15 protein-coding genes are annotated in these 15,665 nt (G+C 52.4%); 12 read left to right on the top strand and 3 right to left on the bottom strand.

From position 1 onward, the window contains the following. Positions 1 to 166 precede the first annotated feature (166 nt). The 3 genes from H6853_04330 to mdh all read left to right on the top strand — a co-directional run bounded on the left by H6853_04330 (position 167) and on the right by mdh (position 2,965). Entirely contained in the window at positions 167 to 1,432 is a 1,266-nt protein-coding gene (locus H6853_04330) for a DUF2336 domain-containing protein (GenBank protein ID USO04496.1), read from the top strand. After that, positions 1,432 to 1,935, top strand: a complete 504-nt coding sequence (locus H6853_04335) for a L,D-transpeptidase family protein (protein ID USO04497.1) — start codon at positions 1,432 to 1,434, stop codon at positions 1,933 to 1,935. Before H6853_04330 ends, H6853_04335 begins: the two co-directional genes overlap by 1 nt. A 79-nt stretch (positions 1,936 to 2,014) precedes the next feature. After that, positions 2,015 to 2,965: a malate dehydrogenase gene (mdh, locus tag H6853_04340; GenBank protein ID USO04498.1), complete on the top strand. Its 951-nt coding sequence runs from the start codon at positions 2,015 to 2,017 to the stop codon at positions 2,963 to 2,965. Positions 2,966 to 2,971: 6 nt separating this feature from the next. Here mdh and H6853_04345 read toward each other — a convergent pair whose 3' ends face one another. From H6853_04345 to H6853_04355, 3 genes are all read right to left on the bottom strand, one after another. Then, positions 2,972 to 3,913 (bottom strand): M23 family metallopeptidase, encoded by a 942-nt coding sequence (locus tag H6853_04345; protein ID USO04499.1) that lies wholly within the window; start codon positions 3,911 to 3,913, stop codon positions 2,972 to 2,974. 122 nt (positions 3,914 to 4,035) lie between these two features. Next, positions 4,036 to 4,800, bottom strand: a complete 765-nt coding sequence (locus H6853_04350; GenBank protein USO04500.1) for a hypothetical protein — start codon at positions 4,798 to 4,800, stop codon at positions 4,036 to 4,038. 110 nt (positions 4,801 to 4,910) lie between these two features. Next, on the bottom strand, positions 4,911 to 6,017 hold the full coding sequence (locus H6853_04355; GenBank protein ID USO04501.1) for a hypothetical protein: 1,107 nt from the start codon (positions 6,015 to 6,017) through the stop codon (positions 4,911 to 4,913). Positions 6,018 to 6,294: 277 nt separating this feature from the next. On the opposite strand from H6853_04355, the gene H6853_04360 reads away from it, so the two are divergent. From H6853_04360 to H6853_04400, 9 genes are all read left to right on the top strand, one after another. Then, positions 6,295 to 7,386 (top strand): ATP phosphoribosyltransferase regulatory subunit, encoded by a 1,092-nt coding sequence (locus H6853_04360; GenBank protein USO04502.1) that lies wholly within the window; start codon positions 6,295 to 6,297, stop codon positions 7,384 to 7,386. 5 nt (positions 7,387 to 7,391) lie between these two features. After that, complete coding sequence (locus H6853_04365; protein USO04503.1) at positions 7,392 to 8,687, top strand: adenylosuccinate synthase; 1,296 nt, start codon at positions 7,392 to 7,394, stop codon at positions 8,685 to 8,687. Between the two features lie 141 nt (positions 8,688 to 8,828). Next, entirely contained in the window at positions 8,829 to 10,919 is a 2,091-nt protein-coding gene (locus H6853_04370; protein ID USO04504.1) for a hypothetical protein, read from the top strand. Continuing rightward, complete coding sequence (locus tag H6853_04375) at positions 10,920 to 11,456, top strand: hypothetical protein (protein ID USO04505.1); 537 nt, start codon at positions 10,920 to 10,922, stop codon at positions 11,454 to 11,456. Between the two features lie 197 nt (positions 11,457 to 11,653). Further along, entirely contained in the window at positions 11,654 to 12,139 is a 486-nt protein-coding gene (locus H6853_04380; protein USO04506.1) for a pilus assembly protein, read from the top strand. A gap of 9 nt (positions 12,140 to 12,148) precedes the next feature. Then, positions 12,149 to 12,700: a pilus assembly protein gene (locus H6853_04385; GenBank protein USO04507.1), complete on the top strand. Its 552-nt coding sequence runs from the start codon at positions 12,149 to 12,151 to the stop codon at positions 12,698 to 12,700. 37 nt (positions 12,701 to 12,737) lie between these two features. Next, on the top strand, positions 12,738 to 14,216 hold the full coding sequence (locus H6853_04390) for a hypothetical protein (protein ID USO04508.1): 1,479 nt from the start codon (positions 12,738 to 12,740) through the stop codon (positions 14,214 to 14,216). A gap of 497 nt (positions 14,217 to 14,713) precedes the next feature. Further along, positions 14,714 to 14,881 carry a Flp family type IVb pilin gene (locus tag H6853_04395; GenBank protein USO04509.1) on the top strand — a complete coding sequence of 56 codons (168 nt, stop codon included), beginning with the start codon at positions 14,714 to 14,716 and terminating at the stop codon, positions 14,879 to 14,881. Between the two features lie 127 nt (positions 14,882 to 15,008). Further along, positions 15,009 to 15,560: a prepilin peptidase gene (locus tag H6853_04400; protein ID USO04510.1), complete on the top strand. Its 552-nt coding sequence runs from the start codon at positions 15,009 to 15,011 to the stop codon at positions 15,558 to 15,560. The last annotated feature ends 105 nt before the right edge of the window (positions 15,561 to 15,665 follow it).

A 15,665-nucleotide genomic window follows, 5' to 3' on the forward strand; every position in this document is an offset into this window, starting at 1 on the left:
GCTTAAGTTACGGGTATATTCATGTTTTAACCATAGAGTAAAGCGGTTAACGGGTAAAGAAACCATCGGGGAATACGGGCTTACGACACCGGAACGACACATGGATGTTTCGCCGGAAGGATTTTAGGGTGTTAAGGCGGCCAAGTTATATTAAAGTGGCTTTGTGATGCTGAATTTTTTAAGAAAAAGTTTTTTCCCTTCCCAACGTTCCAAAAAGCAATACGACAAGGAAAAAGAGATTGCGAAGACGGGCAGCGAAAAAAGCAGGCTGTCTCTGGCCAGAAACAGCCGGACGCATCAGGAAATCCTCTATTATCTTGCCGAAAAGGATCCGAGCGCCAAAGTTCGCGAGGCGGTGGCCCGGAATAAAGCTACGCCGGTTCATGCGGGGACTATTCTGGCCTCTGACGAGGACGTGGATGTGCGCATGGCGCTGGCGGGGCGGCTGGTCGGGCTTTTGCCCGAGTTGTCCCATGACAGGCACAGCCAGCTTTATGCCTATACGGTGCAGGCTCTTGCAACGCTGGCGCTTGATGAAGTTTTGAAAGTCCGGAAGGCGCTGGCGAGCACCTTGAAAGACCATGCGCATGCCCCGCCGAAAATTGCGGGGCAACTCGCCCGCGACATTGAACGTGAAGTTGCCGAGCCGATTTTACGCTTTTGCGCGGCGCTCGAGGATTCCGATCTGCTGGATATCATTAAAACGCATCCGGCGGGGTGGGCGGTCGAGGTGATCGCGCAGCGCGATATCGTGAGCGCGCCCGTTTCGGAAGCGGTGATTGATAGCGGGAATGTTTCGGCGGGGACGTTTCTGATTGAGAACAAGGGGGCGCAGATTACCCCGGCGCTTCTGGAACATATTGTCGAGCGGGCCCGTGAATATCCCGAATGGCATGAGTCCATTGTCACCCATCAGGTCCTGCCGCCCAAAATGGCAAAAAAGCTGGCGGGATTCGTTGATGAAAAAGTGCGGGAAACCTTGCTGGTAAACGGCAGGTTTGACGCGGAAACGACAGAGGAAATCGCGGAAGTCGTGCGCCGCCGGATTGAGTTTGAAGGGGCCGAAAAACGCTCCGGAGGCAGCGCAATAGAGCGTGTGCGCAGGCTTGCGGAAGAGGGAGGGCTGGAGGAGGCGGCTATTTCTGATGCGCTGGCGATGCGGGATCACGAATTTGTGATTGTGGCGCTGGCGGCGCTGGCGGGAACGGGCGCGGCGAATATCCGGAAGGTTTTCGACATGAAAACGCCCAAAGGGATTTGCGCCGTGTGCTGGAAGGCGGGGCTGTCCATGCGTATGGCGCTCCGGCTTCAACAGGAGATCGGGAAAATTCCCTCCAAGGAACTGATTTATCCCAAAGGGGGGACGGATTATCCCCTGAGTAAAGAGGACATGAACTGGCAGATTGATTTTCTGGGGCTGGATGCGGCCTGATGTTTTGGGCGAAAAACATATGTGCCTTATGCGCTCTTTGTTTTTGTCTTTGTCTTTCCGGCGCGGCGCTGGCGGGCGAAAAGGCGGATATGGTCATCGTAGATAAATCCGAACGTATGCTTTATCTCAAAAAAGGGGATAAAATTTTCAAGAGCTTTCCGATTGTCCTGGGGGATAATCCGATAGGTCACAAACAGCAGGAAGGGGACCGGCGCACGCCCGAAGGGCGCTATGTTCTCGACTTTAAAAACAGGAACAGCAAGTATTATAAATCCATCCATATTTCCTATCCGAATAAAGAAGATGTCCGCAACGCCAGGAAACGCGGCGTGAAGCCGGGAAGCGGAATCGTCATACACGGTTCTCCCGGCGGCATTTCGTTTTCCAGCCGTTTTAAAAGACGGGAAGACTGGACGGATGGCTGTATCGCCGTGGGAAATTCCGATATGAACCAGATATGGAATGCCGTGGATGTCAACACCCCGATTCTGATTTTGCCTTAAGGCCAGTTACACGTTGCGCGCCGCAGGCTGCGGGATTACAATCTTGTCACTTGAAACGCGAACGCAGGAGATATGAGATATGGCACGGGCAAAAATCGGATTAATCGGAGCCGGCATGATCGGCGGAACCTTGGCGCATCTGGCCGGTTTGAAAGAGTTGGGGGATGTGGCGCTGGTCGATATCGCCGAAGGCATTCCGCAGGGCAAGGGGCTTGATCTGGCCGAATCCTCTCCCGTGGAAGGGTTTGACGCCGCCTTTGTCGGCAGCAACGACTACGGCGCGATTGCGGGCGCGGATGTGGTGATTGTGACGGCGGGCGTTCCCCGCAAGCCGGGCATGAGCCGCGACGATCTCATCGGCATCAATTCCGGCATTATCAAAACCGTTGGCGAAAATATTAAAAACCATGCGCCGGAGGCGTTCGTGATTGTGATTACCAATCCGCTCGACGCGATGGTGGAGGTGATGCAGCGCGTGACCGGCTTTGCCGCGAATAAAGTCGTGGGCATGGCGGGCGTTCTGGATTCGGCGCGCTTCCGTTATTTCCTGTCGCAGGAATTCGGCGTGTCCGTCGAAGATGTGACGGCTTTTGTGCTGGGCGGGCATGGCGATACGATGGTGCCGCTTGTCCGTTATTCCACGGTGGCTGGCATTCCCTTGCCGGATCTGGTGGAGATGGGCTGGACCACGCAGAAAAAGCTGGATGAAATTGTCCAGCGCACGCGCGATGGCGGGGCCGAAATCGTCGGCCTGCTCAAAACCGGATCGGCTTATTACGCGCCGGCCTCCAGTGCGATTGCAATGGCGGAGAGTTACCTGAAAGATAAAAAACGGGTCCTGCCCTGCGCGGCCAAACTTAAGGGCGAGTACGGAATCGACGGGCTCTATATCGGCGTGCCTGTCGTGATTGGCGCAGGCGGTGTTGAGAAGATTATCGAGATCAAACTCTCCGCTGAAGAACAGGAAATGTTCGACGGCTCCGTAAACGCCGTGAAGGGCCTCGTCGAAGCGGTCGATAAAGCGGCCTGAGCGTTTTTAGACGGGGGCAGGCTGCGCGACGTCCACTTTTATTGCGGCGACCCGCTCCGCAGGGGCGGGCTGCGCGGCGTCCGGGGTTTCGGCCAGACCGGTCGCCTTGTTCATTTCTCCCGACAGCCCGGCCGTTTTTACATCATGGTCATGATCGTGGTCATGCCCTTCGTGGTCATGATCGTGATCCTCGTGGTCATGGTCGTGGCCGTCATGACGGAGGTTTTGCGCGACCCTGCCCCATGCGCCGGATCCCTTTTTGAGTCCTTGTGCGACAATTCCGGCATCCTGAATAAGAAAATCCTGCGTGCTCTGCTGGGATAAATCCTTTCCGAAGGCTTTTTGGGGGTCTACGACATATGCGTTATCGCCCTTTTGTATCCAGATTTCGTGGTGCAGGTGCGCACCCGTCCCGATGCCGGAATTTCCGGTGTTGGCAAAAACCTCGCCTTTACGGAGATAATCGCCCGTTTGAACGTTATCGCCGTCCAGATGGGCGTACAGGCTGTATACGCCGTCCCCATGGTTGAGGATAACGATGTTACCGTATCCGTTCGACCATCCGGAATAGGCGACCTGGGAATCCGTTTCGGCTTTCAGTTCCGTTCCGACCGGTGCTGCGATATCCATTCCCTGATGCATGCGCACGGCGCTTCTCTGCCGGAATTCATCGGAAACTCTAAAGGAGGAGGCCGGATTCGTCAGGACAACAGGATCGTCTCCCATCTTCCATCCTTCCGGCGGCTCCGAAAGGCGTTCGCGCGGCGGCAGGGTTGTGCGGGGAGTGTAGGTGTCCGCTGTGTGTCTCTGCAGGGCTTCAATACTGAATCCTTGGGAAAGAGCGTGCCCGGCGGCATTTCTCTGCAGGAGGGACGTAAGCATGAAAACGTTACTTAATCCCGCTCCGCCTCCGCCGGTCTGTGCCTCTTTTTTCTGCTGTTTTGCCATCAATACTCTTCCTGTTTACCGAATGAGTAAATTATACAAAAAAGGGGGTTAAAAAAGCAAAAATGCGGCTGTATTCCGCTCTGGATAAGGGATTGCGGGGGTGCGGAATATTGATTTTCAGGCTATACGGGCGTGTAGGCTGGCGGGCGCAGCACAAAAGGGGCCGGCGCAACGACTTTCGGGACAGGGGCAGGGGCGTCCAGTGTCGTCACCGGCGCTGCCGCGTATCTGTATTGCTCGCGGAGCTGTTCGCGCAGCGTCATGGGGCGGTGCACCTGAATCGTGCAGGCCTGTCCGGTGGCGGAAAGATCGAATTTTTCCTGCAGGACGTGCAGGGAAGGGATATAGGCGCCCGTTTCGGGATGCGCTTTCAGTCCGAATTCCGTTTTCAGTACATGGATTTGAAGGTCCTCCACATACGGGCCCATCTGGGTTGATGGAATGGCGTTCCGCTTTTGCTCCCACAGGCGGATATCCGCAAGGGCCGTTTCAATTTCGGCGGCGGCGCGTTCGCTTATTCCAATGGTTTCAACGGCAAGGCTCTGTTCTGCGAAGCACACCGCCAGATCATTCGGCGCCGGACTTTTTTTCGGGGCCGCAGAGGCTTTCGAAAAACCGGAGGACATAAGGTCGGAGAGCATTTTTCCAAATGTCCTTATATTTTCCATGCTTTTCTGAAGCGACAGGGTCGCGAAGAGAAAGCTTGCAGCACACCCTTTTTTGTTTTTCTTTTGCTTTCTGTCGGGAACGCCGTCCCCGTCTTCGTCGAGATTTTCCGGGTGAAGGTAATGATGGACGCGGGTGTAACCGGTTTGCCCGGATGCCACGAGGAGCTGTTCCTGCTGGAAGGTCAGCGGTTTGTTCGGTTGTTTTTCGGACGTGTCCATATGCTCTTCTATATGCGCTCTTCTATGTTCTGAATATGCGCGGAGTATAGCAGAGATTTCCGCAAACGCCAAATGCTTTCCATAGAACCGTACGGCGCAAAAACGGCGGGTTAACTATGGAGCGCCATGCCCCCCGTGCCACTGGGAATAGAGGGGCGGTAGGTTTGGTCCATATCGGGAGCAGGATCTGCCGAAGGCTGCTGTCCCTGCGTTGCGGCGGCGAAAGAATTTCCGAGTTTTTTGTCCGATTGAACGCCCTGCCCGTCTTGTGTCAGGCTTGCCGTTCGCTCTGAATTTTCGACGGCGGGGGATTGTTGCCGCGCATCTTTAATTTGCTGATAGAATTCGGGATCTTTTGTTCTCAGCTTTTCCAGCGCTCTTTCGGGAACATCTTCTACGTCCTTTGCCGTGAGCGTTCCGTTTTCTGCCTTCTCTCTAAGTTCGTGTATTTTCTCGCGAAACTGCCTTGCATGTTTCACATCGTTTTCGCCATGCCGATGTTTCTGCCTTAGCTGCCTGTTATTTCCTTTTTTCTCTTGGAGGTTTTCGGAATTCTCTTTTGAAGCCTCTTCAGTGGCCTTTCTTTCTTTTTCGATTCTTTCAATCTCTTTCTTATCCCGTTCCATCAATTCTTTGAGTGGACCGGAATGTTGTTTTTGTCCCGAGTTTCCCAGAGCTCTTTGTAGTTCTGATTCTGTCTTCAGTGCTTCCTGGCGCTCTTCCATTTCCGAATTGAGTTGTTCCAGTTTCTCTTCATGGGTCAGTTCTTTTTGTTCATAGACGGCTATTTTTTTGTCCGATTCTTCAATCTTGACTTCAAGCTCTTTCTGTTTGGCTTCCAGCTCCTGGATCGTTTCGTCCGTCGCTTCCAGCAGATTGTTATACTGCTCCATGGTGATGGAGCCGCCCATGGCGACCATCATCCTGCGGTAGGTTTGCTGGTTTTCCCGCTCTTTCTTTTTTTCTTCCTCGCCCCGGGGGCCGTTGCCGTTATTTCCCTGCTGCAGATAATGGTTGCCGTATTTTCCGCCGCCGTCCTGTTCACCGGAACCGGCGCGAAGCTGGTGCTCCTGAAAAGACATTTCTCTGGGAGAACTGGAAGAAGAGGAAGGGGAGGGCTGGGAAACGTGCTGCGCATTTTCGGCAAAAAGCGCGTGCGGCGGCAGGCCGGAGTCCATAGCCAATTCTTCCGGAACAGGCGGAACCGGTCGAAACATTTCGCTTTTTAAAGCGGCAATTTCCTGATGGAAGCTCAAATAAAGGCCTTTCTACGCACACTTTTCAACATGAATAGATTCTACCATAAGCGGGTAAAAAAATTCAAAAAGGGGAGCTTCCCTTGTTCCATATGTGTTTTGGTTCAAATGGCTGCGGGCACCATTTTTTCAAAAAACGAAGTAAAATCAACCGGTTGTCGTTTTGCTTCGTTTCGTTGTTGCCTTGCGGGAGGCTTCGGTGGACAGGGGGGCTTTTGACGGTTAAAACAGCTGGATTATGAGTGACATACATCCCGCATTGCTTCCGAACGGACTGTCCGATCTTTTGCCGCCGGAGGCGGGAAAAGAGGCGGCGGCCACCCATATGCTGATGCGGGAATTTGCCGCTTTCGGCTACCGTCAGGTGAAACCGCCGCTGGTCGAATTTGAAGACTCTCTCTTGACGGCCGGGCCGGGGCAGGCGATGGCATCGCAGACCTTTCGCCTGATGGATCCGGTCAGCCGGCGGATGATGGGGGTCCGCGCGGATACGACGGCCCAGATCGCGCGCATCGCGGCCTCCCGCCTTTCCGGGGAAAAACGTCCCTTGCGCCTGTCTTACGCGGCGGATGTGCTGCGGGTCAACGGGACGCAGCTTCGTCCGGCGCGGCAGTTTTGCCAGGTCGGGTGCGAATTTATCGGCGCTTTTTCGCCTAAGAACGATGCCGAAGTTGCGCTTCTGGCCCTAAAGTCCCTGTCTGCGGTCGGTCTTGAAGATTTGACCATTGATTTGTCCCTTCCGGCGCTTGCCGGCCATATTTTTGACGCGGAAAAAACTGCAAAAGAAGATCGTGCGGAGATCCTTGAAATTCTTAAAAAGCGGGACCGTGAAGCGCTTGAGAAATGTCGGGACGGCGCGGTCCGGTGCTTTGCGCCGTTGCTGGAAGCGGCGGGAGAGGCGGAAAAAGCTGTTTCCTGCCTGCGCGAAATGCGTTTTTCCGGCGCAGCGGCGGAGGAGGAGGTGTCTTCCCTGATCTGCGTCTATGAAAGCCTGAAAGAGGCTGTGGCGGTTTACGGGCTGAAGGCGAACATCACGGTGGACCCGCTCGAACATCGCGGATTGACTTATGAAACCGGCGTCAGCTTCACCCTGTATGCTGCCGGTGTGCGGGGAGAGGTCGGCGGCGGCGGGCGTTACAAACTCGGCATGAAGAAAGCCGGGGGGGAAGACGATACGGCGACCGGTTTTACGCTTTACATGGATAGTATTTTACCGGCGCTGCCAAAAGCGGAAGAGGAAAAAATAAAAACGGTTTCCGCCGATGCGAATTGGAAAGAGGTAAAGACGTTGCAGGATCAGGGGTGGAAGGTTTTCAGAGAAGAAGGGTAGGAAATATGGGGAATGTTGCGGTGATCGGGTCCCAGTGGGGCGACGAGGGAAAAGGAAAAATTGTGGACTGGCTCTCCAGCCGTGCGGATGTCGTGGTGCGCTTTCAGGGCGGCCATAACGCCGGCCATACGCTCGTCATTGACGGGAATGTTTATAAGCTGCATCTCCTGCCCTCCGGCATTGTGCGGAAAGGAAAACTCTCGATTATCGGGAACGGCGTTGTCGTGGATCCCTGGGCGTTGCTGGAAGAAATAGGAAATCTTCAGGATCATGGGATTGAAATTACGCCGGAAAATCTGAAAGTCGCCGAGAATGTAAACCTGATTTTACCCTGCCATGCGGCGATGGATGTCGCGCTGGAGGCCGCCAGAGGCAGGGGAGACAAGCTGGGAACCACCAAACGCGGCATTGGCCCGACCTATGAAGATAAAGTCGCGCGGCGGGGCATTCGGCTGTGCGATTTGCGTGACCCGGAGCTTTTGAAAGAAAAACTGGAGCGGCTTATGGTCCATCATAACGCTCTGCTGAAAGGACTGGATGCCGCGCCGATTGATCCTGAAAAAGTGTATGGGGATTTGATGGAGATTGCGCCGCGCCTTCTGGCCTATGCGGATGTGGTCTGGAAAACGCTGGATGACGCCCGCAAGGCGGGAAAGAAAATCCTGTTCGAAGGGGCGCAGGGCATGATGCTGGATGTCGATCATGGAACCTATCCGTTTGTGACCTCCTCCAACATTGTGTCGGCGCAGGCGGCGACCGGTGCGGGTGTCGGTCCCAAATCCATCGGCTATGTGCTCGGCATTACCAAGGCCTACACCACCCGTGTCGGAACAGGGCCTTTTCCCACGGAGCTGAAGGATGCGGACGGGGACCGGCTTGGCGAGCGCGGGCACGAATTCGGCACGACCACCGGGCGCAAGCGCAGGTGCGGATGGTTTGACGCCGCGCTGGTCCGCCAGTCGATCAAGCTTGGCGGGATTGATGGAATCGCTTTGACAAAACTGGATGTGCTGGACGGGTTCGATGAGCTTAAAATCTGTGTGGGCTATGAGCTGGAAAACAGAAAAATAGACTATATCCCGGCCTCTCAGAAAGAGCAGGCCTTGCTGAAACCCGTTTACGAGACCATTCCGGGCTGGCGTGAAAGTACGCAGGGTGCGCGGAGCTGGGCCGATCTTCCGGCGGCGGCCGTTAAATATGTCCGGCGGGTGGAAGAGCTGATCGAAGCGCCCGTTTCCCTGCTTTCCACAAGTCCGGAGCGGGAAGACACGATTCTTGTACATGACCCCTTTGCGGGATAACAAAGCCTTCTTCGGTTTTACTTTCCTTTCAAACGCCTTTACAATAGGGAAGGAGGCCGTTCGGCCTGTTTTTCTGCTGCGTATTTCTTTCTTATACGGACTATCAGTCTTTTTGGGTTTTTTCAGGATGGTTTTTTGACGATGGAAGACAAAAACAAGGTTCAGGATGAACCGCAGGACGAAACAGAAGAAAGAAGAGCTTCTCCTTCCAGGGAAAGCGGTCCCGTCTCAACAGAAGCCGTATTTAACGACAGTATTTATATAGACGCAACCAAGCGCCTGAAACATCTCGATAAAGGGCCTGTTCAGGCATATGTTGCCCGCGGGAGCGGAAAGGTCAGCCACAATCTTTTCGCCCTTCTTTGCGAGGATCATTTAACGCCCCGGAGTCTCGTCTCCGCAAAATATTCCTCCATTATTAATCTCGCGATGGCAAAACTCGTAGCTTCCGGGCCGGTCTACTGGCCTCCGGAGCGGCGGGAACGCTATGTTTTTATTTATGAAAACAATTTGGGAAAGTCCATCATGCCCAATGATCTTTCCGGCGGGCTCGGCTGGAAAGTGGATGTCGCCATGGAAAGCATTATCCGTCCCATGATCGGCGTTCTCATGGATTTGAGGGATAAATCCATTATTCATGGAGATATTAGACCCTCGAACATCTTTAACGGGGGATCGAAGAATCCGGACCGCGTTATTCTGGGTGATTGCCTGTCCTGTCCCGCTTCTCTTGCGCAGCCTGTTCTATATGAAACGATTGAGCGGGGGATTGCCGATCCGGTGGGCAGAGGAGAGGGGCTTTTTTCGGATGATTTGTACGCCTTTGGCGCTTCGCTGGCCGTTATTTTGCGAACGCATAATCCTCTGGAGGGAAAAAGCGACAGGAAAATCCTTGAATATAAAATGGAACATGGAAGTTTTCCCGCTTTAATCGGACAGGATCGTTTTAAAGGATCTATTCTGGATTTGCTGCGCGGACTCTTGCAGGACGACCTCTCGCAACGCTGGACGCTCAGTGAAGTCGAAGAGTGGCTGGCAGGGGAACGGCTTTCTCCCAAACGCGGTCAAAAGAGGATCAAGGCAAACAGGCCTATTATTTTTAATGGAAAAAAATACGTGCGTCCTGAGCTATTGGCGTATGCCCTGAAAGAAAACCCGGCCGAGTGCGCCCATATGATTGACAGTGGAGAACTGGACAACTGGCTTCAGCGGGCCATTGATAATGAGGATCTCAAAAAGAGAGTGGAAAAAGCGCTTTTAATTGTGCAGGGAGGGGGAACCGGGTCTCCTGATAATCTGGCCACGCGTCTTTCCATTGCCTTGTATCCTGACGCGCCCTTGCGCTACAAGGGCGTGTGCGTTTTCCCTGAAGGGCTTGGAAAAGCGTTCACCGAGGCTTACCTTTTGAAAAAAAACGTTCAGGACTACCAGCAGGTTTTTGAACGGTACTTTGTCGGGCAGTGGGTGGACATGTGTCCCCATCAGTATTTGGACGTGGGAGCCATTTTAGGAAAGTCGGATAGCTGCCGTAATTTTTTGCGTCAGGATGCCATCGGATTTGGAATCGAGCGCTGTATTTATTTTCTCAATCCGGAAAGCAAATGTTTAAGTGAAAAGGTAAAAGATTATTTTGTCCGCACGCCGGAAGACATGATGCATGCCCTTGAAGGCGTTTCGGCTTCTTCCGATCGGCCGGTGTCTCTTTTCGATCGGCATATTATTGCGTTCCTCTCCGTCAAGGACCGTAAAAACATAGATCCGTATCTTGTGGATTTGAGGGCCGAGGAGCCCTATAGACGGGTTATGGGGGAGCTTAAAACGCTTGCGACGATTCAAAAAAGATCCTGCATGGGGAAATTTCCGGGGATTGCGTCTTGGATCGCTGAAAATCTGGATCCCGTCTATCTGCGCTTTCACGATATTGAACTGCGGGAAAGTGTAAAGGCACGGGTTGAAAAACTCAAAAAAACGGGGGACCTGGTTAAAATTGCGACCGAGTTTGACAGTGTAAAACGGTATGAGAAGGATCATCAGGGCTTCGTGCGTGCGCAAAAAATGTTTTTTGATCTGGAAAAAGAGGCTGTCGCTCTGAACCTGAAACTGACCCGGAGCGATAATTTTGGGCAGGCGACGGGGCAGCGGGCAGGGGCGCTTGTTTCGGCGGTTGTGGCCGCTTTTGTTATTCTGGCTTCCGCTTTTCTGGCTTTCGTAAAGGGGGGAACGATTTTTTAAGTGGCGAAGAAGACTCAAAAGAAAAAACAGGAAACCAAAAAGCTCGGGTTTAAAAGAAACCTGTTTCTGGTGTTTATTATCATTCTGGCCGTCGTTTTTCATCCGACGACGCTCTTGCTTTCGGTTGGAATGCTGCCGACTTTTGTCGTCCTTCTGGTGGACCGGACGAAAGGAAAGACGAAGACATTTACCGTCGGGGCCATGAATCTGGCCGGGTGCGTTCCTTTCGTTCTGGAGGTCTGGATTCGCGGCCATACGGTTGAAACGGCGATGGACTATATTATGCAGCCCCGGACGATTGTGGTCATGTATTTTGCGGCGGCGATCGGTTATCTCATTGAGTGGGCCATGATCGGTATCGTTATGGCGGTGATGAAAGAAAAAGGAAAGATGCGGCTGAAGGAAATTGATAAAATCAGCGAGGATTTGATCCGGAGATGGGGAAAATCCGTTACCGGAAAAATTCCGCTCGATCCCTACGGTTTTCCTCTTGAAACCAAAGAAGACAAAGAAGAAGACAAGGAAGAGGATGCTTAGGACCGGCCTTTGATTTTAAGCCGTCTTTAAGACTTATGTTCTATGATGGAGGGTGGATAAAAGCATGCTCAATGGATTAAACGGGCATGCTTTTTTACGTTTAGGAAAAAGAAAAAATTGTAATTAAATACCAAGTAAAAGAGGCTCTTATTTTGCTAAAATTATTAAGATCCTGGTTTCAAAAGGAAAATGGCTCGATGGCTGTGGAATTCAGCTTCGTGTCCCTTCCTTTTATCTTTATGATTATCGGCACGATCGAGACGGCTCTGATGTTTACATCCCAAAGCCTTTTGTCGGCTTCGACCGCGACGGCGGCCCGTTTGATCCGTACGGGCCAGATTCAGCAAGGGGCCGGCGATCCGGAAGAAACGTTTCGAAATGCCGTTTGTGACTTTGCGGCGATTTTAATTCCGTGTGACGATATCCAGTTTCAGGTGCTTGATCTGGAGGATTTCGGGGCGGCGGACGACTTGCCGGATGCGACGTTTGACGAAAACGGCAATCTTCAAAATCAGGGCTTTTCGCCGGGCGGGGTGAATGACGTGGTTTTGATCCGCGTGGCATATAATTACAATATTGTGACGCCGTTGATGCAGCCTGTTTTGACCAATACGGGCGGGAGCACCCGGACGATGCTGTCTACGATCGTGTTGCAAACAGAGCCCTATCAGTTTGAGAATTAAAAAATGGATATGTTGAACAGTTTTCTGATGCGGACGAAAATTTTGGCCTGGTGGGTCGAAGACAAAGCTGTTGCGCTCACGGAGGCTGCCATTCTCTTCCCGGTTTTGTTGTCTCTTTTGATGGGGGTTTACGATCTGGGGCAGGGGGTTGTCGTCAACCAGAAAGTCATGTCGGCTTCGCAGGTGGTGGGAGATCTGATTACGCGTTACGAAGTGGTCAATATGGATCTTGTCAACGATATCATTCTGGCCGGGAAAATGGCTCTGGAGCCTTATCCGACCGGGACATTCGGGTACGATATCGCCAGCATTGAGTTTGACGAGGACGGCGACCCGGTCGTTTTGTGGCGCGTGACGCAAGGCATGCCCGCCAACGATACCGCCGTGGCGAGCACTGCGGGCTTTGCCGAGGAAGGGGAGGGGCTTGTAGTCGTAAGCGTCGCTTATGAATACACCCCGTTTTTTGCCGATTTTGTCGTAGACCAGATTGATATGCGGGAAGTCGCTTTTCTGCGTGGCCGTAAGAGCGCGACGATTGCCTGTACGGATTGTCCATCGTAACAAAAAAGTCATAACAAAAAACATGTGGGTGTACCAAATGAAAAACAAGATAAGAAACACAGTCGATAAACTCTCCGGGAAAATCGCAAGCCGTGTCAGGCTTTACGTTTTAGGCGCGGGGGGCGCCATGGCGCTTATCTTTGGTTTGACCGTTCCCGTTGTGGTGAGCGCGGTCGGTGTTTCTGTCGATATGGCGCAGAGTTATCTGGTGCATGAACGTTTGTCCCGTGCGCTGGATGCCGCCGCTTTGGCGGCTGCCGCGATGGCTTCGAACGATCAGACGGAGATCGAGCAGAAGGTGAACGATTTCATGGATATCAACTATCCGACCGATGAAATCGGGGCGACTTACGGGATTGTGGTCGAAGTGAACGGAAACGAGCTTTACGTGAAAGCCTATGCGCAGCTTGATACGGCCTTTATGCGCATTTTCGGCATAGACGAAGTTGACGTGATGGCCGAAACGGTTGTCCAAAGGGAAATCCGCGGTCTTGAAGTGGTGCTGGTTCTGGATAATACGGGGTCTATGAGCACCAATAACAATATCGGGGCGTTAAAGGACGCCTCGGAGAATTTCGTCAATATTCTTTTCGAGCGGGTCAACGATCCCGAGGATGTGCGGATTGGCCTGGTGCCTTACAGCTCTTCGGTGAATGTCGGCCCTTACGGTTGGGGTGTTGATCTGGACGGGAATAATTACGGCACGCCTTTTATAACGAACCCTGCATCGGATGTGTATACGGCCTACACGAGTTCGTACGGCCCTTATGCAGGCAGCAATTACGGGATTGCGGCGGAAGATCTGGAATATGATCCTTCCGCAAAAGGCCAGTGGCACGGCTGCGTTCTGGCGCATGACTACCCTGCCGACACGACCGATCACAGCGGCCCGTGGGAGATGTACCGCTATGACTGGAATGGCTCCACGAGCAGCTACTACACCGGAAATGTGTACAAATGGAGTCCGTACATGACCTATGCGGATTACTACAACACCTATTACGGTCCGAAATATCACTGTCCGGTGCAGCCGATTGTGCCGCTGAGCAGCGATCAGGATTTGCTGGTGGATTCTATTAACAATATGACGGCGGACGGCTTTACCCTCGGGAATTACGGCATGGTCTGGGGGTGGCGCGTGATCTCGCCGGAGGAGCCTTTTACCGAAGGCGCAGAATACGATGACAATGAGTGGGATAAAGCCATCCTGATGATGACCGACGGGGTCAACACGATGAACCATGCGTATACGGCCTATGGCAAGACAAACCAGCACAGCATTTCGCCGGACGATCTGAACGACCGTTTTGCCGAAGTCTGCGATGCGATCAAGGAAGAGGGGATTATTATCTACACCGTCACCTTCTATTCCGGTGTGGATGAAGAGACGAAGGATTTCTACCGGGCGTGTGCGACGGACATCACGAAATATCACGATGCGCCTTCGCAGGAGGATTTGATCGAGGTTTTCGAGCAAATCAGCCGCGAACTCAGCAACCTGCATATCAAGCAGTAGCGTTTATCTAAAGCGTTCATCGCTTAAGGCCGGTTCCATCCTGTCCTTCCGAGCGCAGCGAAGAATCTCGCTCCTTCCGTCATTGCGAGCCCCCGCTTTCGCGGGGATAAACTCCGCGAAGCAATCCAGAATATTTGTGTTTTCCGCAGATTCTGGATCGCCGCGCTCCCGATGGTCGCTCGCGATGACGAAATTGAGGGGTGTTAAAAAACGGAGGTTATTCTTAATAAAAAGGGCGATATTCAATAATTTACGTAAAATTTGAAGTAATCACCCTGTCTTTACCATAATATTATAGGCGGAAAGATAAAATTCGAAGTAATAATTATGGATAAACCGCTGTTTTCTTTAAAAAATGTAGTAAAAAGGCACTTTTTTTAACCCCTTATTAAAAGGTTATGGTATATTCTAAACTTAACGGTTCGCTTCATCTCTCTCATTTGAAGTGTGGGTAACCAAAATAAAGAAACTTAGCAGGAAACGAAGGAGACCAATATATGTTAAAACTTCTCTCATATCTAAAAAAAGAAGACGGGGCGACAGCTATTGAATACGGACTGATTGCCGCTGGAATTTCTCTTGTCATTATGGCTGCGGTATTTGCATTCGGCGCTGATTTGTCAGGCCTGTTTGAAGACATGAGCACCGCCTTGGCCGGTGGCTAAGATTCTCGGGTTATAATTTATTCGGAAATCCCGCCGGTCATACGTTTCATACGTTCTGGCGGGATTTCTTTTTCTCCCTGTTTTGATTCCGTAAAATATACAAATGCAAAAAGGATGGTGCTTCCCCATGCTCGTTTTTATCGTCATTTTTTGTGTTCTTGTGGCTTTGGGCTTTGGGCTGGCGGCGGCCTGGTCCGACTTTAACGGCTTTACCATTTCCAATCTTTATTCCGTGGCCATTGTTGTGGCCTTTGTGCCGGCCTTTTTAATTTTGCACTGGATGGCGCCGGAGGTGGCATATTTTGCCTCGTGGAAATCGCATCTTTTGGCGGCTTTCCTTGTGTTTGGCGTCAGTTTTTTGCTGTTTTTTACGAATGTTCTCGGGGCCGGAGATTCGAAGCTGGCGAGCGTCTATGCGCTGTGGGTCGGAATGGGCGGCTTGCTGTCGTTTTTATTCTTTATGACGCTCTTTGGCGGCGTTCTGGGGCTTGTCACCATTATGGTCCAGAAGACAAAGCCTTTCAAGGCCCCGCCGGAGGGGAGCTGGCTTGCCAGGGCGCAGGAAGGCGTGAGCGCCGTGCCTTATGGAATAGCCATCATTTTTGGCGCGGTTGTTGCATTTTATCAGGTGGGGTATTTTGACCTTGCGGCACTCGCGGCCCTTGCAAAGGGGCAATAAAGCTTTCCGGTCGTTCACGATTTGTTAAGGCTTACAGCGTATTTTTTGGAAGGTAGAGTTTCTTTCTACGTTTCTTTTACCGTCCGAGTTTCACTCTGAGTTTCT

This window comes from Rhodospirillales bacterium (genome assembly GCA_023898765.1).
Classification (GTDB): domain Bacteria; phylum Pseudomonadota; class Alphaproteobacteria; order Micavibrionales; family Micavibrionaceae.

Excerpts from the sequence above, each read along its gene's own strand:
- H6853_04330 (USO04496.1), top strand. The coding sequence starts at position 167 with ATGCTGAATTTTTTAAGAAAAAGTTTTTTCCCTTCCCAACGTTCCAAA.
- H6853_04335 (USO04497.1), top strand. The coding sequence starts at position 1,432 with ATGTTTTGGGCGAAAAACATATGTGCCTTATGCGCTCTTTGTTTTTGT.
- mdh (USO04498.1), top strand. The coding sequence starts at position 2,015 with ATGGCACGGGCAAAAATCGGATTAATCGGAGCCGGCATGATCGGCGGA.
- H6853_04345 (USO04499.1), bottom strand. The coding sequence starts at position 3,913 with ATGGCAAAACAGCAGAAAAAAGAGGCACAGACCGGCGGAGGCGGAGCG.
- H6853_04350 (USO04500.1), bottom strand. The coding sequence starts at position 4,800 with ATGGACACGTCCGAAAAACAACCGAACAAACCGCTGACCTTCCAGCAG.
- H6853_04355 (USO04501.1), bottom strand. The coding sequence starts at position 6,017 with ATGTTTCGACCGGTTCCGCCTGTTCCGGAAGAATTGGCTATGGACTCC.
- H6853_04360 (USO04502.1), top strand. The coding sequence starts at position 6,295 with ATGAGTGACATACATCCCGCATTGCTTCCGAACGGACTGTCCGATCTT.
- H6853_04365 (USO04503.1), top strand. The coding sequence starts at position 7,392 with ATGGGGAATGTTGCGGTGATCGGGTCCCAGTGGGGCGACGAGGGAAAA.
- H6853_04370 (USO04504.1), top strand. The coding sequence starts at position 8,829 with ATGGAAGACAAAAACAAGGTTCAGGATGAACCGCAGGACGAAACAGAA.
- H6853_04380 (USO04506.1), top strand. The coding sequence starts at position 11,654 with ATGGCTGTGGAATTCAGCTTCGTGTCCCTTCCTTTTATCTTTATGATT.
- H6853_04385 (USO04507.1), top strand. The coding sequence starts at position 12,149 with ATGTTGAACAGTTTTCTGATGCGGACGAAAATTTTGGCCTGGTGGGTC.
- H6853_04390 (USO04508.1), top strand. The coding sequence starts at position 12,738 with ATGAAAAACAAGATAAGAAACACAGTCGATAAACTCTCCGGGAAAATC.
- H6853_04395 (USO04509.1), top strand. The coding sequence starts at position 14,714 with ATGTTAAAACTTCTCTCATATCTAAAAAAAGAAGACGGGGCGACAGCT.
- H6853_04400 (USO04510.1), top strand. The coding sequence starts at position 15,009 with ATGCTCGTTTTTATCGTCATTTTTTGTGTTCTTGTGGCTTTGGGCTTT.